General features: G+C 68.5%; 26 protein-coding genes. 12 read left to right on the forward strand and 14 right to left on the reverse strand.

The features are described from left to right. Positions 1 to 111 precede the first annotated feature (111 nt). Together purM and purN are read left to right on the forward strand one after the other, a co-directional pair. Positions 112 to 1,194 carry a phosphoribosylformylglycinamidine cyclo-ligase gene (gene purM / locus ASF26_RS17345; RefSeq protein WP_056149373.1) on the forward strand — a complete coding sequence of 361 codons (1,083 nt, stop codon included), beginning with the start codon at positions 112 to 114 and terminating at the stop codon, positions 1,192 to 1,194. Next, positions 1,194 to 1,862, forward strand: a complete 669-nt coding sequence (purN, locus tag ASF26_RS17350) for a phosphoribosylglycinamide formyltransferase (RefSeq protein ID WP_018043495.1) — start codon at positions 1,194 to 1,196, stop codon at positions 1,860 to 1,862. The genes purM and purN overlap by 1 nt, the downstream gene beginning before the upstream one ends. A gap of 48 nt (positions 1,863 to 1,910) precedes the next feature. Here purN and ASF26_RS17355 read toward each other — a convergent pair whose 3' ends face one another. Further along, entirely contained in the window at positions 1,911 to 2,288 is a 378-nt protein-coding gene (locus ASF26_RS17355) for a hypothetical protein (RefSeq protein WP_056256660.1), read from the reverse strand. A 171-nt stretch (positions 2,289 to 2,459) separates the two neighbouring features. After that, positions 2,460 to 2,882, reverse strand: coding sequence for a nucleoside-diphosphate kinase (gene ndk / locus ASF26_RS17360; RefSeq protein WP_018043493.1), 423 nt, complete (start codon positions 2,880 to 2,882; stop codon positions 2,460 to 2,462). Positions 2,883 to 3,195: 313 nt separating this feature from the next. Between ndk and ASF26_RS17365 the strand changes: the two genes are divergently transcribed. After that, complete coding sequence (locus ASF26_RS17365; RefSeq protein ID WP_056256664.1) at positions 3,196 to 3,735, forward strand: DUF2147 domain-containing protein; 540 nt, start codon at positions 3,196 to 3,198, stop codon at positions 3,733 to 3,735. A gap of 4 nt (positions 3,736 to 3,739) precedes the next feature. On the opposite strand, the gene ASF26_RS17370 is transcribed toward ASF26_RS17365, so the two are convergent. Next, on the reverse strand, positions 3,740 to 4,375 hold the full coding sequence (locus tag ASF26_RS17370) for a glutathione S-transferase N-terminal domain-containing protein (protein WP_056256668.1): 636 nt from the start codon (positions 4,373 to 4,375) through the stop codon (positions 3,740 to 3,742). Between the two features lie 211 nt (positions 4,376 to 4,586). On the opposite strand from ASF26_RS17370, the gene ASF26_RS17375 reads away from it, so the two are divergent. From ASF26_RS17375 to ASF26_RS17400, 6 genes are all read left to right on the forward strand, one after another. Further along, positions 4,587 to 4,865: a hypothetical protein gene (locus tag ASF26_RS17375; RefSeq protein ID WP_056256672.1), complete on the forward strand. Its 279-nt coding sequence runs from the start codon at positions 4,587 to 4,589 to the stop codon at positions 4,863 to 4,865. Between the two features lie 64 nt (positions 4,866 to 4,929). Continuing rightward, positions 4,930 to 5,346: a DUF4345 domain-containing protein gene (locus ASF26_RS17380; RefSeq protein WP_056256675.1), complete on the forward strand. Its 417-nt coding sequence runs from the start codon at positions 4,930 to 4,932 to the stop codon at positions 5,344 to 5,346. Continuing rightward, complete coding sequence (locus ASF26_RS17385; protein WP_056256679.1) at positions 5,343 to 7,367, forward strand: FUSC family protein; 2,025 nt, start codon at positions 5,343 to 5,345, stop codon at positions 7,365 to 7,367. Before ASF26_RS17380 ends, ASF26_RS17385 begins: the two co-directional genes overlap by 4 nt. 12 nt (positions 7,368 to 7,379) lie before the next feature. Continuing rightward, entirely contained in the window at positions 7,380 to 7,574 is a 195-nt protein-coding gene (locus ASF26_RS17390) for a DUF1656 domain-containing protein (RefSeq protein WP_056256682.1), read from the forward strand. A 35-nt stretch (positions 7,575 to 7,609) separates the two neighbouring features. After that, complete coding sequence (locus tag ASF26_RS17395; protein ID WP_056256686.1) at positions 7,610 to 8,632, forward strand: HlyD family secretion protein; 1,023 nt, start codon at positions 7,610 to 7,612, stop codon at positions 8,630 to 8,632. Between the two features lie 195 nt (positions 8,633 to 8,827). Beyond that, complete coding sequence (locus tag ASF26_RS17400; RefSeq protein WP_056256691.1) at positions 8,828 to 10,633, forward strand: methyl-accepting chemotaxis protein; 1,806 nt, start codon at positions 8,828 to 8,830, stop codon at positions 10,631 to 10,633. A 641-nt stretch (positions 10,634 to 11,274) separates the two neighbouring features. Here the strand turns inward: ASF26_RS17400 and ASF26_RS17405 are convergent. The 6 genes from ASF26_RS17405 to ASF26_RS17430 form a co-directional block, all read right to left on the reverse strand. Beyond that, the gene (locus tag ASF26_RS17405) at positions 11,275 to 11,673 is read right to left on the reverse strand and encodes a hypothetical protein (RefSeq protein ID WP_056149356.1); all 399 of its coding nucleotides are present in this window, start codon (positions 11,671 to 11,673) and stop codon (positions 11,275 to 11,277) included. A 262-nt stretch (positions 11,674 to 11,935) separates the two neighbouring features. After that, the gene (gene gatB, locus ASF26_RS17410; RefSeq protein ID WP_056256698.1) at positions 11,936 to 13,408 is read right to left on the reverse strand and encodes an Asp-tRNA(Asn)/Glu-tRNA(Gln) amidotransferase subunit GatB; all 1,473 of its coding nucleotides are present in this window, start codon (positions 13,406 to 13,408) and stop codon (positions 11,936 to 11,938) included. A 68-nt stretch (positions 13,409 to 13,476) separates the two neighbouring features. Beyond that, on the reverse strand, positions 13,477 to 13,776 hold the full coding sequence (locus tag ASF26_RS17415) for a hypothetical protein (protein ID WP_018043482.1): 300 nt from the start codon (positions 13,774 to 13,776) through the stop codon (positions 13,477 to 13,479). A 10-nt stretch (positions 13,777 to 13,786) separates the two neighbouring features. Then, positions 13,787 to 15,280, reverse strand: a complete 1,494-nt coding sequence (gene gatA, locus ASF26_RS17420) for an Asp-tRNA(Asn)/Glu-tRNA(Gln) amidotransferase subunit GatA (protein WP_056256701.1) — start codon at positions 15,278 to 15,280, stop codon at positions 13,787 to 13,789. A gap of 92 nt (positions 15,281 to 15,372) precedes the next feature. After that, positions 15,373 to 15,660: an Asp-tRNA(Asn)/Glu-tRNA(Gln) amidotransferase subunit GatC gene (gene gatC / locus ASF26_RS17425; protein ID WP_018043480.1), complete on the reverse strand. Its 288-nt coding sequence runs from the start codon at positions 15,658 to 15,660 to the stop codon at positions 15,373 to 15,375. Positions 15,661 to 15,764: 104 nt separating this feature from the next. Next, positions 15,765 to 15,995 (reverse strand): hypothetical protein, encoded by a 231-nt coding sequence (locus tag ASF26_RS17430; protein ID WP_056256705.1) that lies wholly within the window; start codon positions 15,993 to 15,995, stop codon positions 15,765 to 15,767. A gap of 108 nt (positions 15,996 to 16,103) precedes the next feature. Between ASF26_RS17430 and ASF26_RS17435 the strand changes: the two genes are divergently transcribed. Together ASF26_RS17435 and ruvX are read left to right on the forward strand one after the other, a co-directional pair. After that, positions 16,104 to 16,643: an SMI1/KNR4 family protein gene (locus tag ASF26_RS17435; protein ID WP_056256710.1), complete on the forward strand. Its 540-nt coding sequence runs from the start codon at positions 16,104 to 16,106 to the stop codon at positions 16,641 to 16,643. Further along, positions 16,640 to 17,140: a Holliday junction resolvase RuvX gene (ruvX, locus tag ASF26_RS17440; protein WP_056256713.1), complete on the forward strand. Its 501-nt coding sequence runs from the start codon at positions 16,640 to 16,642 to the stop codon at positions 17,138 to 17,140. The genes ASF26_RS17435 and ruvX overlap by 4 nt, the downstream gene beginning before the upstream one ends. Before the next feature lie 13 nt (positions 17,141 to 17,153). Here ruvX and ASF26_RS17445 read toward each other — a convergent pair whose 3' ends face one another. Then, on the reverse strand, positions 17,154 to 17,354 hold the full coding sequence (locus ASF26_RS17445; RefSeq protein WP_056256716.1) for a hypothetical protein: 201 nt from the start codon (positions 17,352 to 17,354) through the stop codon (positions 17,154 to 17,156). A gap of 18 nt (positions 17,355 to 17,372) precedes the next feature. Further along, positions 17,373 to 18,434 carry a hydantoinase/oxoprolinase family protein gene (locus ASF26_RS17450; RefSeq protein ID WP_056256720.1) on the reverse strand — a complete coding sequence of 354 codons (1,062 nt, stop codon included), beginning with the start codon at positions 18,432 to 18,434 and terminating at the stop codon, positions 17,373 to 17,375. Between the two features lie 28 nt (positions 18,435 to 18,462). On the opposite strand from ASF26_RS17450, the gene ASF26_RS17455 reads away from it, so the two are divergent. After that, positions 18,463 to 19,146 carry a HisA/HisF-related TIM barrel protein gene (locus tag ASF26_RS17455; RefSeq protein ID WP_056256724.1) on the forward strand — a complete coding sequence of 228 codons (684 nt, stop codon included), beginning with the start codon at positions 18,463 to 18,465 and terminating at the stop codon, positions 19,144 to 19,146. Positions 19,147 to 19,285: 139 nt separating this feature from the next. Here the strand turns inward: ASF26_RS17455 and fae are convergent, their stop codons facing one another. From fae to ASF26_RS17470, 3 genes are all read right to left on the reverse strand, one after another. Continuing rightward, on the reverse strand, positions 19,286 to 19,798 hold the full coding sequence (gene fae, locus ASF26_RS17460; RefSeq protein ID WP_018043473.1) for a formaldehyde-activating enzyme: 513 nt from the start codon (positions 19,796 to 19,798) through the stop codon (positions 19,286 to 19,288). 272 nt (positions 19,799 to 20,070) lie between these two features. Beyond that, on the reverse strand, positions 20,071 to 20,907 hold the full coding sequence (locus ASF26_RS17465; RefSeq protein WP_056256728.1) for a triphosphoribosyl-dephospho-CoA synthase: 837 nt from the start codon (positions 20,905 to 20,907) through the stop codon (positions 20,071 to 20,073). Continuing rightward, complete coding sequence (locus tag ASF26_RS17470; RefSeq protein ID WP_056256732.1) at positions 20,904 to 21,818, reverse strand: RimK family alpha-L-glutamate ligase; 915 nt, start codon at positions 21,816 to 21,818, stop codon at positions 20,904 to 20,906. Before ASF26_RS17470 ends, ASF26_RS17465 begins: the two co-directional genes overlap by 4 nt. Between the last annotated feature and the right edge of the window lie 158 nt (positions 21,819 to 21,976).

Consider the following 21,976-nt stretch of genomic DNA (forward strand, 5'->3'; position numbering starts at 1 on the left):
CGAAATCTGCTTCCGCGCCCGGCACCGGGCGCCGAACTCGTCCGCGACGACTCGCCGAGACCGCCGCGACCCGTTAGAGCAGCCGGGACAGGACGTTGAGACGAGGTGCCGATGACGGCCGAGAGCAAGAACGGCGAGAGCCGGAACGGAATGACCTACGCGGATGCGGGCGTCGATATCGATGCGGGCAACGCCATGGTCGAGACGATCAAGCCGCTGGTGCGCTCCACCCGCCGGCCCGGCGCGGATGCCGAGATCGGCGGGTTCGGCGGGTTGTTCGACCTGAAGGCCGCCGGCTTCTCCGACCCGATCCTGGTGGCGGCCAATGACGGCGTCGGCACCAAGGTCAAGATCGCCATCGAGACCGGCCGCCACGATACGATCGGCGTCGATCTCGTGGCGATGTGCGTGAACGACATCATCGTCCAGGGCGCCGAGCCGCTGTTCTTCCTCGATTATTACGCCACCGGCAAGCTGGTGCCGGGCGTCGGCACCGACATAGTGCGCGGGATCGCGGCGGGCTGCCGGATCGCGGGCTGCGCGCTCATCGGTGGCGAGACCGCCGAGATGCCGGGCCTCTACGACGGGTCGGATTATGACCTCGCGGGCTTCAGCGTCGGCGCCGCCGAGCGTGGAAAGCTCCTGCCACGTCCCGGCATCGCGCCAGGCGACGTCGTCCTCGGCCTGCCGTCCTCCGGTGTACATTCCAACGGCTTCTCTCTGGTCCGCCGAATCGTCGAGGCAAGCGGCCTCTCCTACGACGACCCGGCCCCGTTCGAGCCGTCGCGCTCGCTCGGCGACGCCCTGCTGGAGCCGACCCGGATCTATGTGAAGCCGCTGCTGGCCGCCTTGAAGGCAACGGACGGGATCAAGGCGCTCGCCCACATCACCGGCGGCGGCTTTCCCGACAACCTGCCCCGCGTCCTGCCCGACGGTGTCGGCATCAGCATAGACCTCGACGCGATCATTCCGCCGCCCGTCTTCGGATGGATCTCGAAGGTCGGTGGGGTCGCGGAATCCGAAATGCTGCGCACCTTCAATTGCGGTATCGGCATGGTGGCGGTGGTCTCGCCGGAGAGCGTGTCGGCGGTGACCCGGGCGCTCGACACCGCAGGCGCCTCGCCGATCCGCCTCGGGCTCATCACCGAGCGCGGACCCGATCCGGTGACCTTCCAGGGCAAGCTCGCCCTGTGATGGCTCCCCGACCCAAGATGCGGGTCGCGATCCTGATCTCGGGACGCGGCTCGAACATGGTCTCGCTGATCGAGGCTGCGAAGGCCCCGGATTATCCCGCCGAGATCGTCCTCGTCGCCTCCAACCGGCCGGAGGCGGGCGGGCTCGCCCATGCCGCCAGCGCCGGGATCGCCACGACGGCGCTCGATCACCGCGCCTATCCCGATCGGGCGAGCTTCGATGCCGCCCTGAACGCGGAACTCGAAGCGGCCGGGATCGAGCTCGTCGTGCTGGCCGGCTTCATGCGGATCCTCTCCGCGGGCTTCGTCGAGGCCTGGGCCGGGCGGATGATCAACATCCATCCTTCGCTGCTGCCGCTGTTTCGCGGCGTCCATACCCACGAGCAGGCCCTGGCGGCCGGCGTGCGCCTGCATGGCTGCACGGTGCATTACGTGGTGCCGGAACTCGATGCCGGGCCGATCGTGGCCCAGGCCGCCGTCCCGGTTCTGCCGGGCGACGATGCCGACAGTCTCGCCGCGCGCATTCTCGTGGAGGAACACCTCCTCTACCCGCGTGCCCTGGCGCTGATCGCGGGCGGGCGGGCAAGGCTGGAGAGTGGCCGCGTGGTGTTCGCCGGAGACATCAGGCCGGCCGAGGGGGCCTTGCTCAGCCTGTCCGCGCAAGGCTGAGGCCCCAGCCGCCGATCCCGAGATATCGAGATCGGCGATGATGACGGCTTACGCCGGGCGCGGCAGCTGGCAGCTGTCGAGGGCCGAGAGCGCCTTGGCGCGGGCGGAATCGTTGAAATAGCCGGTGGTGCGGTAGGATTCGAGCTCGGCCGGATTGAGGCTCGCCAGGGTCTGCTTGGCGTAGCAGCCGCAGGGGCGAGTGAGCGAAGCCTCGGGGACGCTCTGCAGGCGGGACTGCGTCACCGTGCAGGCGTGGCGCACGCGTCCGGTGAGGTTGCTGGCGGAAGCCGTTTTCAGAGCCGGATCGGGCGTGTAGCCTTCGAGGGAGGCCGTGGGCGCACCCTTGTTCGCGTTACACGCGGCGAGCAGGGAGATGAGGCCGGCGGCGAGCAGGATCCGGCCGGTGCGCGGAGCGATGGAGCGCATGGAATGTGGGGTCCGTGAAAGGGATTCGGTTAAGGGAATTCCTTTCACGCCCGGCAGGACTCGCGCGCAAGGGCGTTCGCGCCACACCCGGCATCGTTCCGCGCCACGCTCCCGGTTCACCGGACGACGATGCGATCACGAACCCGTTGGCGGCGCGAAAGCCGGTCGGGCTCAGCCGACGATGTCGGAATCCTGGAAGAACTGCGCGATCTCGATCTTCGCGTTCTCGGCGCTGTCCGAACCGTGCACGGTGTTCTCGCCGACCGACTCGGAGAAGGTCTTGCGGATGGTGCCCTCGTCGGCATTGGCCGGGTTGGTGGCGCCCATCACGGTGCGGTAGGCGGCGACGGCGTTCTCGCCCTCGAGCACCTGCACGACCACGGGGCCCGAGGTCATGAAGGAGACGAGCTCGCCGAAGAACGGGCGCTCCTTGTGGATCTCGTAGAACTTTTCGGCCTGGGCCTGGGTCATCTGGATGCGACGCTGGCCGACGATGCGCAGGCCCGCCTTCTCGATCACGGCATTCACGGCGCCGGTGAGGTTCCGCTTGGTCGCGTCGGGCTTCAGGATGGAGAAAGTGCGCTCGGTGGCCATGATCAGTCCGGTTATGTTCGCTCGGCCGAAAACGGCTTCGGCGGCCGGCTTATAGCGAGCACGCCCCGTCCTCTCAACCCGAAGGACGAAGACGGCGCATCCACAGCGGAATTTCCTTGGTCATGGCTTCGGCGCAACAGTGCCGGAAATTCGCCCGATTGCTGGTGTCTTCTCACACCAGAAGACGCTGGCCCGGACCGTTCTCGACGTCCGGCGCGGCCACGACCAAGCTTTCGACCCCAGGCTCACGACCCTTCGCGACGCTCCCGCCGATGCGCCGCGGCCCTTCACAGGCACCAGGAGACCAAAAGCCATGCGCGTTGCCCTGACCTCCGCCTTCCTGCTCTCCGGACTCGTCGCCGCTGCTGCGGCCCCGTCGAAGGACCCGTCCGGCACCTGGCTCACGAAGGATGGCCGCGCCAAGATCCGCATCGATCATTGCGGCCCGAACAGTGCGAACATCTGCGGCAAGGTCGTGTGGCTGAAGACGCCGACCACCGAGACGGGTGCGCCGCGCACCGACGCCAAGAACCCCGACCCGAAGAAGCGCCTGCGCCCGGTCATCGGCCTGCAGCTCATCGAAGGTCTCGCCCCCGACGAAGAGAAGTTCTCCGGCGACATCTACAACATCGACGAGGGCAAGATCTATCAGGTCAGCCTGGAGCGTGAATCCGGCTCCGAGCTGAGCGTGTCCGGATGCCTTCTCAAGGTCCTGTGCGGCTCCGAGACCTGGACCCGCGTGCCTGACGTGAACCAGCAGGCGGCCGTGACCCCGGCTTCCGAAGCCGCCACCAAGCCGGCGCCGAAGCCCGCGGCCAAGCCGGCCGCGCCTCAGGTCGAAGCCAAGAAGTAGCGGCTCAGATCGCGGCGAGGCCCCGTTTCACGGCGGGCCTCGCCAGGACTGTGTCGAGCCAGCGACGGACATTCGGCAGGGTCGCCAGATCGATACCCTGCTTCTCGTGATGCTTGGCCCAGGTCAGGATCGCGATGTCGGCGATGGAATACGTATCGGCGATGTAGTCGCGATCCGCCAAGCGCCGGTCGAGCACGCCGTAGAGACGATGGGATTCCGTCGAGAACCGTTCGATGGCGTAGGGGATCTTCTCCTCCGCATGGATGCGGAAATGGTGCATCTGGCCGAGCATCGGTCCGAAGCCCCCGACCTGCCAGAACAGCCATTCGTCCACGGCCACCCGGGCGCGTTCGTCGGCGGGGTAGAGGCAGCCGGTCTTTCGCCCGAGATATTGCAGGATCGCCCCCGATTCGAAGACCGTGATGGGCTGGCCCCCCGGACCGTCCGGGTCGACGATGGCCGGGATCTTGTTGTTGGGCGAGATCGCAAGGAAGTCTGGCGCCAACTGGTCGCCCTTGCCGATATTCACCGGCACCACCCGGTAGGGCAGACCGCACTCCTCCAGCATGATGGGGATCTTCCAACCATTGGGCGTGCCCCAGGTATGGAGGTCGATGGGCTTCTGGGTGGCGGCGGCCATGGGAAACGTTCCGCTCCTGTCAGGGTCGCATCATGTCGCCGGATCAAACCGGGCGAGGGGCGGATGGTTGCAGGATCCGCGCCGCCATCGAACGGTGGACGGTGTGCCGCGGCACGGCGAAGGATCTTGCCCTTTACCCGACTTCTGGCTGTGATGACGGCGGTGCCGGCGCCTCACCGTGAGCGCAGGACAACGACCTGGGGTTGCGATCATGCGGTTTCGTTTTCTTCCAGCCGCGGTGATCGCGGCGTCGATGGTGCTGGGTTTCGCAACGACGGCGTCCGCCAAGGACCCCGTTGCCGCTGCTCCGGAGCCCGCCGCGAAGGACGCGAAGGAACTGACTGTCGGGCAGAGCGCCGCCCGTGAGCGGCAGAAGAAATGCGGCGCCGAGTGGCGCGCCCTCTCGGTTGCCGACAAGGCCGCGCAGGGGCCGAAATGGCCGCAATATTTCAGCAAGTGCGTCAAGCGCTTGAAGGAGATCAAGGCCTGAACTAGTTCGACTCGGGACCGGCTCGAGCTGCGATTGCTCCGGGCCGGAGCGGAGAAACGGGCGGATGCGGGAACGCGAGGCGTTGCAGCGCGTGGTGGCGGTGGCCGCGATCATACCGGTGGCGTCGGGGCTCTTCGGAATCCTGTTCGGACTAGGGGGAGTCGGCGGCGACAGCCTGTCCCAGATCTCCGCCGACAGCCATTTCCGCTACCTGTCGGGCCTGCTGACGGGCATCGGCATCCTGTTCTGGAGTTGCGTGCCGGCCATCGAGGCGAAAGCGCGCCTGTTCCGTTTCCTCACCCTCGTGGTCGTCCTCGGCGGATTGGCGCGGTTGCTGGGTCTCTATCTCACCGGTCTGCCCTCGGCGGTGATGCTGGGTGCCCTGGCGATGGAGCTGGTGGTGACGCCCCTTCTCTGCCTCTGGCAGATGAGGGTCGCCGGCAAGGCCGCGGATGCGGCGGCGGCCGGGCCCAGTCCGTGAGTGGGGGTTCCGCCGGATCAAGCCCCTCCCCGGCCGACCGTGCGCTCTCGCTCCTGGAGCGCATCGTCCCCGCGCCTTCCGCCTGGGCCTTCGCCCTGCGGATCTGGCTCGCCATGGTGCTGGCGCTCTACGCCGCGTTCTGGCTTCAACTCTCCGGCGCCTCGTCGGCCGCCGTCTGCGTGGCGATCCTGGCCCAGCCCAAACGCGGCCAGGCCCTGTCCAAGGCGCTGTACCGCTTTCTCGGCACCCTGGCGGGGGGCGCGATATCGATCCTGCTGATCGGTGCGTTCGGACAGGACAGGGTTCTCCTCCTGGTCTCTGTCGCGACATGGCTCGGCCTATGCGTCTTCGTCGCCCACTTCCTGCAGGACACGCGGGCCTATGGCGCCATGCTGGCGGGCTACACCGTCGCCATCGTCGCCGTCGCCCATATCGACACGCCGCAGGCGGTCTTCGAGGCCGCCATCGACCGCGTCGCGGCGATCACCATCGGCATCGTCGCCATCACCTTCATCAACGACGCCCTGGCCTCGCCGAGCACGTGGCGCACCCTGCGCAAGCCGCTTTCGGAGGCCCTGTCGGCCACCCGGGCCTTCGCCCGCGAGACCCTGTCCCAGGCGGATCCCGGCTCGGAGCGGGCGGCGGCCCTGATCCGGCAGATCGCGGTGATGCGCGCCGATGCCAGCGCCATCGGCGGCGAGCTCGACGACGGCGCCCGCCGGGCCGCCGGGGCGCGCAGCGCCATCGCCGCGCTCTACGCCATGGCGGCTGCGAGTCGGGCCTTCACGGCCGCCGCCGCGATGCTGGGCCGCGACAGCGCGGCCGTCGCCGAGGCCCGCCGGATCTGCCTGGGCCTGACCGACGACGGAAAGCCCGATGCCGACGCGGCCGCGCATCGTCTCGGTGCCCTGGTGGATGAGGCGATCCAGGGGGGGGCGAGCGAGCCCCTGGAGATCCTGGCCCTGCAGCGCGGCCTCGATTTCGCGCGCGCCGCCTCCTTCGCCGAGGACGGATTGAACGCCCTCTCCACCGGCTGCCGACCGAAGCGCGATGTCGCCCTGCCGACGCATCGCGACCTGCCCGTGGCCCTTCGCGGAGCGGCACGGGTGGGGATCGCCTTTGGCGCCACCGCTCTCCTCCTCATCGCCGCCGGCTGGCCCGCCACCTCCTTTGCCCTGGTGCAGGTCGCGGCGACCTGTTCGCTCTCGGCCATCGCGCCGGATTCGAAGGCCTTCGCCCGCGGAGTCCTCATCGGTATGCCGCTCGCGGCCCTCTGCGCCGGGATCGTGCTCTTCGGCGTGCTGGGGGGCGAGCAGGGCTTCCCGCTCCTCGCCATCGCCATCGCGCCGGTGATTTTCGTGGCATGCTTTCTCAGCCTGAATCCGCCGACCTTCGGGATCGGCTTCATCCTGCTCGTGTTCTTCATGGTCCTCCTGTCGCCGTCCAATCCGCAGACCTACGACGCGCAGACCTTCCTCGCGAACGCCTTCCTCGTGACCATGGCGGCTTGCATCCTGTTCGTCGCGGTGCGGATCGTGCTGCCGATCTCGCGCGCCCAGCGCCGCGCCTTCGCCCTCGATTCGGCCCGGGATTCGGTGCTGGACGCGCTGGCCGGCGATGGCGGCGACGCCACCACCCGCACCAGCCTCAACAGCGACCGGCTGTTGCAATTCTCGCAATGGAGTTCGGGCAGCGGCGCCGTGCGCACGGCGAGCCTGGACCGTGCCTTCGACCTGGCCCGCCTCGAATCCGCCGCTGCCCGCGCCCATGCCCAGCTGTGCCGCCTCCCCGACGATCCCGCCCTGAACGATGCCGCGAGGCAGGCGCGGGAGGGACTGGAGGCGGCGGAGGCGGCCACGCTCGCCCGGTCCGTTCGCGCGTTCCTCCGGCACGGCCGATCCGTGAGCGCCCCGACGCGGCTCGACATCGCCCGCCTCGTCAGCGACCTGGTGACGGCGGGCGGCATCATGGAGAGCCAGCACCGCCTCCTGCGCCGCCTCGGCATCCTGCGACCGGCCTGATGGAGGCGCCCCATGCGGCATGACATCGATCTCGGCGGCGTCCTGATCTCGCCCTTCGTCGCCTATGTGCTGGCGGCCCTAGCCATCATGGTGCTCCTGCGGTTCGGCTTCAGCCGCATCCGCTTCAGCCGCTACGTCGCCAACCCGCCGCTGGCCGAGGTGGGGATCTTCGTCTGCATCCTCGCGCTTCTCATCGTTCTCTTCTGAGCAATGTGGCTCGCCGAAATGGATCTTGCCTGACAATGGCCGACGACGATCTTTCCGATGCTCGCCCGTCCCGCGAGCGCGCGCCGTCCCTCGCGAGGCGCCGGCGTTGGCGCGTGGTGCGGCTCCTGGCGACCGTTGTGATCCTGGCCTGCGCTTGCCTGGCCGCCGCCCTGGTCTGGCAGTTCTACGTCACCGCGCCCTGGACCCGCGACGGGCGCGTCCGCGTGCAGGTGGCGAGCGTGGCGCCCCAGGTCTCCGGCCAGATTGTCGAGCTTCGCGTCACCGACAACCAGAACGTCGCCAAGGGCGATGTGCTCTACGTCATCGACCCGGTGGATTTCGACATTGCCATCGCCACCGCCCAGGCCGAGCTGGAGAACCGCGAGGCCGACCTTCAGGTCAAACGGACCCAGGCGGCCCGGCGCGAGGCCCTGACCACCCTCTCCACCTCGGTGGAGGAGAAACAGCAATATGCGGGCACCGCCAAGATCGCGGAGGCGGCGCTCGCCTCCGCGAAGGCGCAGCTGCATCAGGCCCGGGTCAACCGCGGACGCACGGAAGTGCGCTCGCCAGTGAACGGGCGCGTCACCAACCTTCTCCTGCGCGCGGGCGACTACGCCACTGCCGGCACCGTCAACGTCGCGGTGATCGACACCGATTCGTTCTGGATCGACGGCTATTTCGAGGAGACGAAGCTGGCCCATATCCATGTGGGCGACGCGGCGAGGGCCGAACTCCTCGGCTACTCGGCGCTCATCGACGGCCGGGTGGAGAGCGTCACCCTCGGCATCAGCAACGCCAACGCCTCGCCGAGCACGCAGGGCCTGCCCAATGTCGACCCGGTCTATACCTGGGTGCGCCTCGCCCAGCGCGTCCCCGTGCGCATCCGCATCGAGAGGGTTCCCGACGGCATCACCCTGGTGGCCGGCATGAACGCCACCGTCTCCGTGGGGGAGCCCGGCGCCCATGGCGGCACGTTCTGGAAGACCCTGCGCGACCGTTTCACAGGACCATCCGTCTCCGGGCAGGAGCGCAATCCGGGGGCAGCGGCCCGCTGAAAGCCTGACCCCGCCCGCTCTTCTCCCGCGCGAAGACCGACCCATCGGACGTGTGGTGAAGATGACCGATAGACGTCCCGCTTCGCCGAATGCCCCGGCGAAGCATGTCCCGGCGATGACACGGTGAAAACTTCTCCAGCATTGGCGCGAAGTTGAGCACGGATCGCGAAAAGGTTTCAGCCACGCTTAAGGGCCATGAGCGAGTCTGTCGGCATCTTCCCGGCTGGGTCGGATCACGTGCTGAAATCCATCGACGACCTTGAGAACGACCCGACCGCGATGCCCAAAAGCACGGGCGTCACCGACGCGGTGTCCGGCATGGCGACACTCATGCGCCACGCCGCCCGCGCCAATGGACAGGCTGCCAGCTTCACCCGCGAGATCCGTCGCCAATCGACAGGCGTCGACCGTTCTTTGGCGGCGACGCTCGGCAGCGTCGGCCGCGACACGGCGGCGGGAACGGCCGAGCGCCTCCGCGGCGAGCTCGTGGATGCGGTCGGTCAGGCCATGCGCGAGATCAACGCCGAGATCGCCCGCATCGGCGCGCGCATCGACACCAAGGCCACCGAGGCGAGCCGGATCGTCGCCGCCATCGACGGGATCGGCGCGACGATCCGGATGCTGTCGTTGAACGCGACGATCGAGGCGGCGAGAGCCGGTGAGCATGGGCGCGGCTTCGCCGTGGTCGCCGCCGAGGTCCGCGCCCTGGCCGACCAGACCCGGGAGAGCGCACGCAACGCGGCCGGCATCATCGATTTCTCCGATGTCCGCGCCGATCTCTCTGCCCTGCGCGTCTCGACGGACCATGCCCTGGACGGACTCGCCGGTTCCGTGCGGGCCACCGCCGACCGGATCGAAACCCTGCTCGGCGGTGTAGGCGTCGAACTGTCCGCGATCAGCGCCAGCAACGCCTCCATCGGTGAGGCTCTCGGTGCCATGCAGAGCAGCATCGACCGGACGGAGGCCAAGGCCGTCCGCGCCCTGGCTCTGGCCGATGCCACGCTGCAGGCGGCCGCCTCGGGCCTGCCCGCGCCGGACATGGCCCGGCACGGTCTCGCCCGCCGTCCGAAAGGCTTCGATCTCCTCGACGACATCCGGGCTCGCGGTACCCTTCGGATCGCCGTGGAGCCCGATTTTAAGGGATTGTCCTTCCGCAAGGCCGCCGGCGGCGCCCTGCTCGGCCTCGACATCGCCTATGCCACGGCCTTCGCGCGGTCCCTCGGCGTCACGCCGGTCTTCGTCGAATGCCCCTGGGACCAGTGCACGGAACTGCTCGACGCGGGCCGGACCGCCTCCGAGGCGCCCGCCGACATCGTCTGGTCGGCCCTGCCGCCGAGCCCGGGATTCGGCGCCATCGCCTATTCGCAGGCCTATACCCACCTCCATTACGTGCTGGCCCGCCGGACCGGCGACACGCGCATCCGCAGCCTGTCCGACCTCGACGGCCGGACGCTCGGCGTCATCAACGATCCGAGCGCCTACGCCACGCTGGAGGCCGCCGGACTGCGCTGGGCCGAGAACCTGCAGGCGAAGGGAAGGCGGGTGGCGACCCTCGGCAGCCTCGTGCCGATCACCGACCAGGGCCGTATTCACGATGCCCTGGCCGAGGGCGTGGTGGATGCCTTCGCCGTGGACGCGCCGATCATGCACTGGGCCTGCACCGGCGCCGACAGCCCGTGGCGCGGCCGCATCGAGATCGTGCCCGGCAACATCGCACCCGCGCCCTGGTACTACACCGCCGCCGTCGCCGACCATCCGAGCGCCTGCCGCCTGCTCATGGCGGCGGATGCCTTCATCGCCGCCTTCACCGGCACGCCCGAGCGTGCCGCGATCGAGCGGCAATGGCAGGGCGGCGCCATTGCCGGCTGGGGCGGCTACCGGGACGAGCCGGGAGGCTTGCGCGGCGCGGCGGAACTGGCGGCGGATTACGCGGAGGCGATGGGACGGATGCCCAATCTCGCACCTCCGCGCGGCGGCGTGGCACTCCGGAACGTCGCCTGAATCCGGCCCCGGAACGCGGACGATCCTTTGCCGACCACTTTGTCGACCACCTGGCCAACCACCTGAATGGGCAGCGCTTTTTAAGATGTGGCGGAATGGGAAAGAATACAGTTGCCGGAAAGACGAGATAGGGGCTTGACGTAAGGGCGATCCAGTCGCACCTTGATCATGTGCTCTTGAACAAAGCACAGCTCAAGCAACGAGGAGGCGTAGATCGGTTGTCGATCACGGCCAACTTAGAGGCAGGAGATGGGAATGACTCCACCCCAGCAGGATGCTGCGACGATCATCCGGGACTAATTCGGCCTGGACGTTGAGCAGCACAAACGCGAATCACGGGACGGAAGCGGTCTCCGGGGCGCAGAAGCGGCCGATACGGCACGACTTCGAATGCGCAGAATGCCCCAATTCGACCGCTTCCGCCGCCTGTCCATTGTCTTCACCCGACGTGTCCGAGCCTTGAGGCCCGCAAGACCTTCCCACATGACTGATCGCTGATTTTGAGAGAGCGTGGTTTTAGCCCCAGGGCAAAAAACCGCCGTCCTCATACCGCCGGATCATGAAAGTGTTAGATGCTCTCGCGATCGACCGCGGAAGCTTTTCGCCCGCGAGGGACCGGCTTGCCGAGCGCCATGGTCTCGTCAGCGCTGGCGGATCGGCCGCAGCGGGCCGTGGAAGAATCCGGGCTCCATCCCGATCTCGGCGGCGCGCTCACCGATCACGCCGAGGCCGCCCATAAGCCCCATGATCGGCGCATCCAGCAGGGCCGGATGGTTCAGGGCCTTGCCGATCTGGCGGCCCTCCCACCATAACTCCGCGAAGAGAAGGGCGAGGAGGCCGAGCAATCCCCAAGTCTCCAGGCCCCACCCGAGGAGATAGACGCCGTAGGGCGGCGAAAGGACCGTGCTGAGACGGGACAGGCCGATCACCCCGGCGAAGCCCAGGACGAGGATCAGGGGCAGGCGAACGAGAAGGCGCCGATACAGGCGCAAGGCCAGGTTGAGTTCCTCGACGGAGGAGTGGTCGAGCCTGAGGGGCATTTGGGATTCTCCTGTGACGTTCGCGCGCCCGAGCGCCATGCCCCCCGATAAAAGTGGGAGATGTGTGGCTGACGGGCGCCCGCCCCGCCACCGGTGCCATCACGAGGGCCGACACGTGTGCCTCTAAGACATCTCGTTAGCCGCCTCCGCGCGCCCGCCGGCGCATGCCGCTGACCATGATGCGCCAGGGCCGGTCGAGGATGTCTTTGTCGGGGTTGAGCAACCGGTTGAAATGAGAGCCTCAACAACGGCGCGGCGCGGGTCACTCGATCCCGAGCTTCGCCTTCAGCAGGGCATTTACCGCGGCCGGATTGGCCTTGCCGCCCGTGGCCTTCATGGTCTGGCCGACGAACCAGCCGAGCAGGGTCGGCTTTTCCTTGGCCTGCTGAACCTTGTCGGGGTTCTTGGCGATGATCTCGTCCACCGCCGCCTCAATGGCGCCTGTATCGGTCACCTGTTTCATGCCGCGCGATTCGACGATCTCGCGCGGGTCACCGCCCTCGGACCAGACAACTTCGAAAAGGTCCTTGGCGATCTTGCCGGAGATCACGCCCTCGCCGATGAGGTCGACGATGGCGCCGAGCTGATCGGCCGAGACCGGGCTCGTCTCAATGCTGTGGCCCTCCTTGTTGAGGCGGCCGAACAGCTCGTTGATCACCCAGTTCGCCGCGGCCTTGCCGTCGCGACCCTTGGCCACCGCCTCGAAATAATCGGCGGAGGACCGCTCGGCGATGAGCACGCCGGCATCGTAGGGAGAGAGGCCGTAGGACTCGATGAAGCGGGCCTTCTTGGCGTCGGGCAGTTCCGGCAAACCCTCGGCCAGCGCATCCACATAGGCCTGGTCGAATTCCAGCGGCAGCAGGTCCGGGTCGGGGAAGTAGCGGTAATCGTGCGCCTCTTCCTTCGAGCGCATGGACCGGGTCTCGCCCTTGCCCGGATCGAACAGGCGGGTCTCCTGGGAAATCGTGCCGCCATCCTCGATGATCGCGATCTGGCGCCGCGCCTCGACCTCGATGGCCTGACCGATGAAGCGGATCGAGTTGACGTTCTTGATCTCACACCGGGTGCCGAGCGGCTCGCCGGGCTTTCGCACCGAGACGTTCACGTCGGCCCGCAGCGACCCCTTCTCCATGTCGCCGTCGCAGGTGCCGAGATACCGCAGGATGGTACGCAGCTTGGTCACGTAGGCGCGCGCCTCCTCCGACGAGCGGAGATCCGGCCGCGAGACGATCTCCATCAGGGCGACGCCCGAGCGGTTGAGGTCGACGAAGCTCTGGGTCGGGTTCTGGTCGTGCAGGGACTTGCCGGCATCCTGCTCGAGATGCAGGCGCTCGATTCCCACCGTGATGGTCTCACCCTCGGGCAGGTCGACCAGCACCTCGCCCTCGCCGACGATGGGGTCCTTGAACTGGCTGATCTGGTAGCCCTGCGGCAGGTCCGGATAGAAATAGTTCTTCCGGTCGAACACCGAGCGGTGGTTGATCCGCGCCTTCAGTCCGAGGCCGGTGCGCACGGCTTGGGCCACGCATTCCTCGTTGATGACGGGGAGCATGCCAGGCATCGCCGCGTCCACCAGGGAGACGTGGTCGTTGGGCTCGCCCCCGAATTCCGTCGAGGCGCCGGAGAACAGCTTCGAGCGGCTCGTGACCTGGGCATGAATCTCCATGCCGATCACGACCTCCCAGTCGTGCAGGCCGCCCTTGATGAGTTTCTTTGGGTTCACGGCAGCGGTCATGATGGCCCGGATTCAGTGTTGCGCGGCGCGAAACCGCACCGGAAAGGTGGAAGGACCGGCCGGCGCGGTCAAGCGCGCAGGCGATAGAGCTGGTGGGCGAGGAAGCCCAGGGTGCCCCACAGGAAGCCCGCCATCCAGCGAATGGGGAAGAAGGTCGGCCCGTCATGGCTGATCGGCGCCGGCCAGGGAATGCCGATGGCCGTGACGGCCCAGGACACCAGCACCGAGATGGCGAAAGCCATCAGCGAGACCAGGATGACCTTCACGAACTGATCCGACTTCCAGCCCATGACCAGGGCGATGGCGATCAGGACGGGATCGAACGCGGCCCAGATCCAGACGTCGAAAGGATAGACCGGAACGGTCATGGCCGCGCTTTCATGCCCACCACGCGGCGGGCAGCTTGGTCCGTCCGGCCGCCGTTTCGATCACCTGGGCAGCGGCGAACAGCGTCTCCTCGTCGAACGGGCGCCCGATGAGCTGGAGCCCGAGGGGCAGCCCCTGCGCGTCGAGGCCGGCGGGCACCGAGATGCCGGGCAGGCCCGCCATGTTCACCGTGATGGTGAACACGTCCTGGAGATACATCTCCACGGGATCGCCCGAGCCCTTCTCGCCGATGCCGAAGGCGGCGGACGGGGTGGCGGGGGTCAGGATTGCGTCGATGCCGGAGGCGTAGGCCTCCTCGAAGTCGCGCTTGATCAAGGTGCGGATCTTCTGCGCGCGGACGTAATAGGCATCGTAATAACCTGCCGAGAGCACGTAGGTGCCGATCATGATGCGGCGCTTCACCTCGCGGCCGAAGCCCGCGGCGCGGGTGTTCTCGTACATCCCGGCGATGTCTTTGCCGGGCACGCGCAGGCCGTAGCGCACGCCGTCGTAGCGGGCCAGATTCGAGGAGGCCTCGGCCGGGGCGACGATGTAATAGGCCGGCAGCGCGTAGCGCGTATGCGGCAGCGAGATTTCGCGAATCGTGGCGCCGGCATCCTTGAGCATCGCGGCGCCCTTGTCCCAGAGCGCCTGGATCTCGGCGGACATGCCCTCGACCCGGTATTCCTTCGGGATGCCGATGGTGAGGCCCTTCACGCCCCGCGCCACGGCCGCCTCAAAATCCGGCACGGCCAGGTCGGCGCAGGTGGTGTCGCGGGCATCCGCCCCGGACATGGAGCCGAGCAGGATGGCGCAGTCGCGCACCGTGCGGGCGATGGGGCCGGCCTGGTCGAGGGAAGAGGCATAGGCCACCGTGCCCCAGCGCGAGCAGCGCCCGTAGGTCGGCTTGATGCCCACCGTGCCGGTGAAGGCGGCGGGCTGGCGGATCGAGCCGCCGGTATCGGTGGCGGTGGCGCCCAGGCACAGATGCGCGGCCACGGCAGCGGCCGAACCGCCGGAGGAGCCGCCCGGCACCAACTTCGTGTCAGAGAGCGTTCCGTTTTCCTGCCGCCGCCAGGGCGAGACCACGTCGCCATAGGCCGAGGTCTCGTTGGAGGAGCCCATGGCGAACTCGTCGAGGTTGAGCTTGCCCAGCATCACCGCGCCGTCACGCCACAGATTGTGGGTCACGGCCGATTCGTAATGCGGCTGGAACCCTTCGAGAATCTTGGAGCCGGCCGTGGTGGCGACCCCGTGGGTGCAGAACAGGTCCTTGACGCCCAGCGGCAGGCCTTCGAGGGGCCGGGCCTCGCCAGAGGCGATCTTGGCATCGGAGACCTCCGCCATCTGCAGGGCGCGCTCGGGCGTCTCCAGCAGATAGGCGTTGAGGCCGCGCGCCGTCTCGATCGCCGAGAGATGGGCCTTGGCGAGGTCGGTCGCCGAGAAATCCTTGGCCTTCAGCCCGTCGCGAGCCTCGGCCAGGGTGAGTTCGTTGAGATGGGTCATGCCGCCTACTGTCCTCAAAGCCCGCCGGACCCCGTCGCCATTCTCAGGCGCCGCGCGGTCCGAGCCGGGCACGCATCACGAAATCGAGCGTGCTACTCGACCACCTTCGGGACGAGGAAGTAATGGTCCTCGGTCTCGGGGGCGTTGAAGACGATGTCGCGAGCGTGACCGCCGTCGGTCACCACGTCGGTGCGCTTCTTCATCGCCATCGGCGTGACCGAGGTCATCGGCTCGACGCCCTCGACATCGACTTCGGAGAGTTGCTCGACGAAGGCGAGGATGGCGTTGAGCTCACCCTGGAGCGGCGCGACCTCCTCGTCGCTCACCGCGATACGCGCCAGATGCGCGATGCGCCTCACTGTGGTTGCGTCGACCGACATGCTGCCTTCGGACCTCGGGACCTGCGCCGGAACGCGCGTCAGGGGCCGGGCTATAGCACCGCGCTTCGCGGCGCCGCAACGCCGGGGCGTGCGGAAGCGTCGTCTCAGACGATGGCGTTCCCGGGATGAGAGGGGGCTTCGACCACAATCCCCTTGTCCTGGCGGAGCGTTTCCGACTGCCGGAAGCCGAGGACGAGGATCTCGAGCGCCAAAGCGAGCATGAGCTTGTGCCGGAACGGCATCTCGCGCGCCGTGTCGACGTTCCAGGCTCTGCCACCTTTGCCGGGAGACCGTAGCGCGCCGAAAACCTGGGAGAGGCGGCCGAGCCGATTCATGCTGTCTCCGTATCGTTAGCAAATCCTTAACGAGCTTATGGCGCATTCGCTCCCGGTGCGGCTATTCCCCTTCGGACGTAGGATCGGGTCGCGTTGGGGATAGACATCATGTGGCAGACGGTGTTCGCCGAATTCACCGCAGGACCGAAATCCGATCCGGCCGATCTCGACCGCGCGGAGACGGAGCTGGGGTTCCCGCTGCCGGAGAGCTACCGCAGCTTTTGCCTCGATTGCGGAATCGGCCTCGCTTCCGGCTCCGTTCGCATCGCGATCCCGAGCCCCACCGAGAGCGCGGACCTCGTCACCCGTTCGGAACTAATCGCGCACAGCATCGCCTCCGTGCTGGAGACGCGGGAGGGGCATCGCTTCGAGGTGGAGGGTGACGATCCGAGCGTGGTCGAACGCGCCTGTTTCTTCGGTGAGACCGAAGCAGGCGAGTTCCTGTTCTGGGATGTGGTCGTCGGCGCGGACCAGACGGAGCGCCGGGAATACGAGATCTGGGTGATGGCCGCCGATCTCGAATCGGTGCGGTTCGGGGGCGCCGACCTCCCCGATCTCATGCGCCGGCTTCAAGGGCCCGCAGTGCGCGGCATTCTCGGCATGGGCGCCGAGCCCTTGTCTTCCAGTTTCCTGGGTCAGGTCTCGTGACGGAAGACGAGGTCCGGGCGTTCGTCGCGGCGTCCGCGGGCGGCCGGCGCCTCATCGGGATCGATCTCGGCACCAAGACGATCGGGCTCGCCCTGTCGGATGTGGGCCGGCAGATCGCCTCGCCCCTCGAGACCATCCGCCGGGTGAAATTCACGCCCGACGTCGCCCGCCTCCGCCTCCTGTGCGAGACTCACCAGGTCGGCGGCCTCGTCATGGGCCTGCCCCTCAACATGGATGGCAGCGAAGGGCCGCGCGTCCAGGCCACGCGTTCCTTTGTGCGCAACATGAAGCCCCTGCTCGACCTGCCGGTGCTGTTCTGCGACGAGCGCCTGTCCACGGCGGCGGTGACGCGGGCGCTGATCGCGGCGGACGCCTCGCGGGCCAAGCGCGGCGAGGTCGTCGACATGCTGGCGGCGGCCTACATCCTCCAGGGATGCCTCGACCAGATCCGGGGTCTGCTGGGGGACGAAGAGCGCGAGGAGCGCGACGCGTATTGAGGGGAGCGGCGCCTCACGCCGCCGCCGGCGGCTCGTCGTCGCCGGGCTCGACCGGCGAATTGAGGATGTCCTCCAACTCGTCCACCAGCATGTCGATCTGGTCCTGGCTCGCCAGTACCTTGAGGGTCTGGCCGCCCTCGGTGGCGAGGGCGAGCTCGATTCCCGCGCCGGAGCGCGTGGCCAGGATGCGGGCGAGTTTGTGCGTGGCGCTCATGCGGGTCTCCCGTTCGGCTCAGTGCTGGATAGGTTCGGCGGCCAGCAGGGCCACCGCCACGGCCGGGCCACAGGTGGAGGCCCAGACGGCGCCCTCCTCCGCGAGCGACGGCGCGATGAGGTCGGTGAGCGCCACGGCGGGGCGTCCCAGGCGCCGGGCCAGCCGCTCGGCCAGGAACCGCCCTGCCCCGCAGACGATCAGGGGCGCATCCGCCGCGATGTCGGGGCGCGAGAGCAGGATCGCCGCCGCGTCGTGGAGGGGCCGCAACTGGCACTCGGCGAAATGGGCCGCGAGGGCACGCCAATCGGCCGAGCTTCCCTCCGCATGATCGCGGCCGATCATCCGGGCGAGGCGGATCTCGGTCTCGGGGATCGATTTCCCCTTCATGTCGGCGCTGTGCTGCTGGTCGGCCCCCTCGGGCAGGTCGCCGGTAAGGCGGTAGACGTCGGCCGTGGTGGCGAAGGTCTCGGCCATCAGGCCGGTGCGTCTGCCCTTGAACGGCGCCGATGCGGTGAAGGCGAGGACGGGCGTGCGCACCACGCCGGAATAGACCAGTTCGCCCGTCTCCAGGCGCTCGGCGTCGCTGTAGCCGGTGGCGGTGGGGCGGCCGTCCACGATGGGGATCAGGTCGGCGGTGGTGGAGCCGATATCGACGAGGAGCGCGTTCGCCGCGTGGCGGCCGACCAGGGCCGCCGTGGCGTGCCAATTGGCCGAGGCCACGTCGATGGCGGCGCCCGTCGCCTCGCCGGGCGGGAGGAGCCCGGCCCGGCCGCCATAAATCCGCACCGAACCGGCGAGATTCGCGCTCGCCCAGGCGGAGAGCTGCGCCACGCCATCGGTGCGGTCGGAGAAGCAGTCGGTGAGTTCGCCGGTCATGGTCACCACATGGTCGGCCTCTCCGCGCGCCCAATCGGGCAGCTGAGAAAACGTCTCGTCGAGGGCGGGCAGGCCGCGCCATAGACGGCAGGGTGCCTGTACCACCGCCTCGACACGGCCGTCGCGAACCAGGGCCGCCTTGACATGGACCCCCCCGAGATCCCAGCCGATCACCGGGTTGTGCGTGGATGCGGCAGGCGTCACGGGCAGGTCCGTACAGGGAGGAACGGGGATGAAGGACGGGTTTCGGATCGTTCCGGTGATCGACCTGCGCCACGGAGAGGTGGTGCGGGCGCGGGCCGGCGATCGCGCCTCCTATGCCCCGATCGTGACGTCCTTGGCAAAGGGATCGTCGCCCGGGGATGTCGCGCAGGGGCTGGTCGCCGCGATCGCCGCCCGCATTCTCTACGTCGCGGATCTCGATGCGATCATCGACGGCAGGCCCCCCGATCTCGGCAGCCTCGAGCAGGTCGCTCGCGCCTGTCCGGGCGTCCAGCTCTGGGTCGATGCGGGATTCTCCGGCGGCCCCGGCGTCGATGCGTTCCTGGCGGAGGGGTTGGGGCGCCCGGTGATCGGCAGCGAGAGCCAGCACGATGCCGCCCTGATGCGGGCCTTGGGAGACCGCGCGGTCTTCTCCCTCGACAGCCGGGGCGCGGAGCGGATGGGACCGGCGGAGCTTCATGACGAGCCGGCGCACTGGCCTTCCGAGGTCATCGTGATGACCCTGAGCCGGGTCGGTGCCGGGACCGGGCCGGACCTCAGCCGCCTGTCGGAGATCCGCGAGATCAGCCCCGCGACGCGACTCTACGCGGCGGGCGGGGTGCGCGGACCGGCGGATGTCGCCGCGCTGCAGGAGATCGGCGTCACGGGTGCCCTGGTGGCGTCCGCGATCCACGACGGGACATTACGGGCGTAGCCGGCCGGAGACACAAAAAAACGAGGCGGCCGGAGCCGCCTCGTTTCATGTTTCATCGTCCGAGGAAGATGGAAGCCAGTCGCTGGAGCAGGCCCCGCGGTGCGGGCGGAGGCGCGCTCTGCCCAGGACTGTCCCCGATCTAAGCGTTCGACGCGAAGGGGTGCGAAGCGGAGTTGCGCTGCTCGGTGGCGTAGGCAGCGGTGGGCTCGCCCTTGACGGCGCGCTGGATCGACAGCTTCACGGCGTCGTAGTTGTACTTCTGGATCTTGGCGTCGTCGGCAGCTTCCCAGTGAATGAACACGCCGACCAGGATGAACAGGTCGTCGGCTTCGTCAGCGGGGATGATGCCTTCGGCAACGGCGTCCTGCACGGCCTTGGCAACGCCGTACTGGGCGGGGCCGAACATCTGGACGGCCTGACGGGCGTCGTTGATGGTGACCTTGTTGAACATCAGGGTGTTCGGCTTGCAGGGCAGGTTCGGCGCGATGACCGCGAGCAGGCTGGTGAAGCCGTGCTTGTTGTTCACGAGGCCGTTGCAGAAAGCCGTCTCGGCCGGCGAACCGCGCGGTCCGATGATGAGATCGATGTGGGCGACCTCGTTGCCATCGCCGACGAGAGCCTCGCCGACCAGAACTTTGTTGATCTTCGCCATGTGGGGTTTCTCCCAGGAGTCTTGAAAAAGCATGACCGCCCCGTAGTTTGGCGCGGCCGAAAGCCATCCTTGTTCACGGCGTCCAGCCCCAATGGGACCGGACCGGTTTGCCCGGATCGCGGCGCGGACCCTACTCTGGGGTCTCTGCCGGAACAACCCTGCAAGGGGGGCGGATTCGAGCAAAATCTTTGCCGAACGGGGGCTTGAACGCGCCACTGCATCGATTATGGCGCCCCCCCCCCGTCGCCGCCGGAGGGCTGGATTCATCGGGTTCAGGTTCCAGCCGCCAGCAATCGGTCGGCGAAGAGGGTGGCCACCGTCATGTCCGCGCTGGTGCCCGGATTGAGGTTCTGGGCCTTCCACGAGTGGTCTCGCGCCAGGAGCTCGGCCACGGGGCGCGTGGCGAGATCGAGGGAAAGAAGCTCCCTCGCCTCCATGCGCAGGGCGTCGGCCCGCTCCACCCCGTGCTTGCGCGCGACATGGCTGTCGGAAACGGCCGCGAGGTAGCCGAGGAACAAAGCCGTCGTACTCCAGGGCGGCGTGAGGCCCTTGCCGCGCGCCTCCGCCAATGCGGGTATGCCGATGCCGAAGATGTCGGCGAAGCCGGTGACGTAGGCGCGGGCGATCCGGTCGCGCGGGGCCGCTTCCGCCATGGCCGCGAGGAGGCTGGCCGGAGCTTCCGGTCCGGTCACGTCGTGGCGTTCGGCCTTGCCGAGGCCGCCGGGATTCGCGGCGCGAATCGCGGCGAAGACGTCGGTCGCATCGGCGGCGTTGAGGGTATCGAGAACGTGGCTCAGCGCCCCGCGCAGAGGGCCACCGCGCTCGGCGGCGAGCGCCAGGGGCGCGCAGAGGAGGAGAATGCCGAGATTGGTGTTCTGGCCCACCGCGCCGAGGGTCGCCTCCATGGCGGTGCGCACCCGACGGCCGACCCGCGCGCCGGGTTCTGCCAGATGGGACGCGGAGACCTCCGCGCTCGTGACGAAATCCGCCACCGCCATGCGATGGCCGTCGCCGAAGACGTGGACGTTGCCGGGTTTCAGGGCATCGAGCTCGGCGAGGCAGCACGCCCTGTAGGCCACGGCGATCGCCTCCGGCGAAAGCCTGCTCATCCCGATGCTGCGAGGAGCCGAGGGGGCCTCGCCGCCCGCACGGCGTTGAGGAAGCCCCGGGCCACGGCGGCCGCGACGTCGACCTCGGTGACCTGCTGCAGGCCCGACCAGGCCGGCATGGAATTGACTTCGAGAACGAGGTAGCCGCCCTCCCCGTCCTCCACGAGGTCGATGCCGGTGTAATCGACGCCGATGGCGGCCGCCGCGCGCTCGGCGAGCTCCGCGGCCTTCTCCGGCATCGCCCAGGGCAAGGGCCGGCCTCCGCGATGGACGTTGGTGATCCAGCCGTCGCCCTCGCGGATCATGGCGGCGATGGCCCTGCCCTCGCAGACGAAGACCCGGTAATCGCGCCAGAGGCCGTCGTTCCGCGCGATGTAGCGCTGGAGATAATAGACCCGCGACACGGCCTCCTCGTCGGGCAGGTCTTCCGACCGTTCGATGAGTTGCAAACCCTCGCCCTGTGAGCCGAAGAGCGGCTTGAGCACCAGCGGCCGGCCCGGCCCCGCCTCGCGGGCGACGCAGGCGGCGGCGGCCTCGCGGCTGGAGAATACGAAGGTGTCGGGGGTGGGCAGTCCGGCCCTGGCGACGAGGAGGCTCGTCATAGCCTTGTCCACCGAGCGCTCGATGGCCCCGGGCGAGTTCCACACCGTGACCCCGGAGGCCATGAGGGCGTGGAGCACGCCGAGCCGCATGGTGGTGGCCTCGAAGGTGCCCCCGGCGATGGTGCGCAGGAGGACGCCGTCGGGCAACCCGTCCGCGAAGCCCGGCACACGAAGCGGCTCGCCCGCGCCGGTGACCACCGCCACGTCGGCGAGCGAAAACAGCACCGGCTCGGCGCCGAGATGTTCCAGGGCGGCCCTCAATCGGGCCTTGTGCCAATTGCCGTTATCGGCCGCGAGCCCGATGCGCATGGATGTGGTCTCACACGGTGATCCGGTCCCGGCCCGGCCGGGATGATAGGCGTTCCCCTCGCCCCGCTTGCGGGGAGAGGGCCGTGACGACCTCGTCGTCGGCACGGCGAGGCGGCAGCCGAGGGTGAGGGGGCGTTCCCGGAGGAGCCTCGTTTAGA

Source organism: Methylobacterium sp. Leaf93 (genome assembly GCF_001422345.1).
GTDB lineage: Bacteria > Pseudomonadota > Alphaproteobacteria > Rhizobiales > Beijerinckiaceae > Methylobacterium > Methylobacterium bullatum.

What these genes read in the sequence shown, in the direction of transcription:
- ASF26_RS17465 (WP_056256728.1), bottom strand. Translation starts at nt 20,907, where the DNA reads ATGAGCAGGCTTTCGCCGGAGGCGATCGCCGTGGCCTACAGGGCGTGC.
- gatC (WP_018043480.1), bottom strand. Translation starts at nt 15,660, where the DNA reads ATGTCGGTCGACGCAACCACAGTGAGGCGCATCGCGCATCTGGCGCGT.
- ASF26_RS17390 (WP_056256682.1), top strand. Translation starts at nt 7,380, where the DNA reads ATGCGGCATGACATCGATCTCGGCGGCGTCCTGATCTCGCCCTTCGTC.
- fae (WP_018043473.1), bottom strand. Translation starts at nt 19,798, where the DNA reads ATGGCGAAGATCAACAAAGTTCTGGTCGGCGAGGCTCTCGTCGGCGAT.
- gatB (WP_056256698.1), bottom strand. Translation starts at nt 13,408, where the DNA reads ATGACCGCTGCCGTGAACCCAAAGAAACTCATCAAGGGCGGCCTGCAC.
- purN (WP_018043495.1), top strand. Translation starts at nt 1,194, where the DNA reads ATGGCTCCCCGACCCAAGATGCGGGTCGCGATCCTGATCTCGGGACGC.
- ASF26_RS17355 (WP_056256660.1), bottom strand. Translation starts at nt 2,288, where the DNA reads ATGCGCTCCATCGCTCCGCGCACCGGCCGGATCCTGCTCGCCGCCGGC.
- purM (WP_056149373.1), top strand. Translation starts at nt 112, where the DNA reads ATGACGGCCGAGAGCAAGAACGGCGAGAGCCGGAACGGAATGACCTAC.
- ASF26_RS17405 (WP_056149356.1), bottom strand. Translation starts at nt 11,673, where the DNA reads ATGCCCCTCAGGCTCGACCACTCCTCCGTCGAGGAACTCAACCTGGCC.
- ASF26_RS17455 (WP_056256724.1), top strand. Translation starts at nt 18,463, where the DNA reads ATGAAGGACGGGTTTCGGATCGTTCCGGTGATCGACCTGCGCCACGGA.
- ASF26_RS17365 (WP_056256664.1), top strand. Translation starts at nt 3,196, where the DNA reads ATGCGCGTTGCCCTGACCTCCGCCTTCCTGCTCTCCGGACTCGTCGCC.
- ASF26_RS17375 (WP_056256672.1), top strand. Translation starts at nt 4,587, where the DNA reads ATGCGGTTTCGTTTTCTTCCAGCCGCGGTGATCGCGGCGTCGATGGTG.
- ASF26_RS17470 (WP_056256732.1), bottom strand. Translation starts at nt 21,818, where the DNA reads ATGCGCATCGGGCTCGCGGCCGATAACGGCAATTGGCACAAGGCCCGA.
- ASF26_RS17435 (WP_056256710.1), top strand. Translation starts at nt 16,104, where the DNA reads ATGTGGCAGACGGTGTTCGCCGAATTCACCGCAGGACCGAAATCCGAT.
- gatA (WP_056256701.1), bottom strand. Translation starts at nt 15,280, where the DNA reads ATGACCCATCTCAACGAACTCACCCTGGCCGAGGCTCGCGACGGGCTG.
- ASF26_RS17415 (WP_018043482.1), bottom strand. Translation starts at nt 13,776, where the DNA reads ATGACCGTTCCGGTCTATCCTTTCGACGTCTGGATCTGGGCCGCGTTC.
- ASF26_RS17400 (WP_056256691.1), top strand. Translation starts at nt 8,828, where the DNA reads ATGAGCGAGTCTGTCGGCATCTTCCCGGCTGGGTCGGATCACGTGCTG.
- ASF26_RS17445 (WP_056256716.1), bottom strand. Translation starts at nt 17,354, where the DNA reads ATGAGCGCCACGCACAAACTCGCCCGCATCCTGGCCACGCGCTCCGGC.
- ASF26_RS17395 (WP_056256686.1), top strand. Translation starts at nt 7,610, where the DNA reads ATGGCCGACGACGATCTTTCCGATGCTCGCCCGTCCCGCGAGCGCGCG.
- ASF26_RS17380 (WP_056256675.1), top strand. Translation starts at nt 4,930, where the DNA reads ATGCGGGAACGCGAGGCGTTGCAGCGCGTGGTGGCGGTGGCCGCGATC.
- ndk (WP_018043493.1), bottom strand. Translation starts at nt 2,882, where the DNA reads ATGGCCACCGAGCGCACTTTCTCCATCCTGAAGCCCGACGCGACCAAG.
- ASF26_RS17370 (WP_056256668.1), bottom strand. Translation starts at nt 4,375, where the DNA reads ATGGCCGCCGCCACCCAGAAGCCCATCGACCTCCATACCTGGGGCACG.
- ASF26_RS17430 (WP_056256705.1), bottom strand. Translation starts at nt 15,995, where the DNA reads ATGAATCGGCTCGGCCGCCTCTCCCAGGTTTTCGGCGCGCTACGGTCT.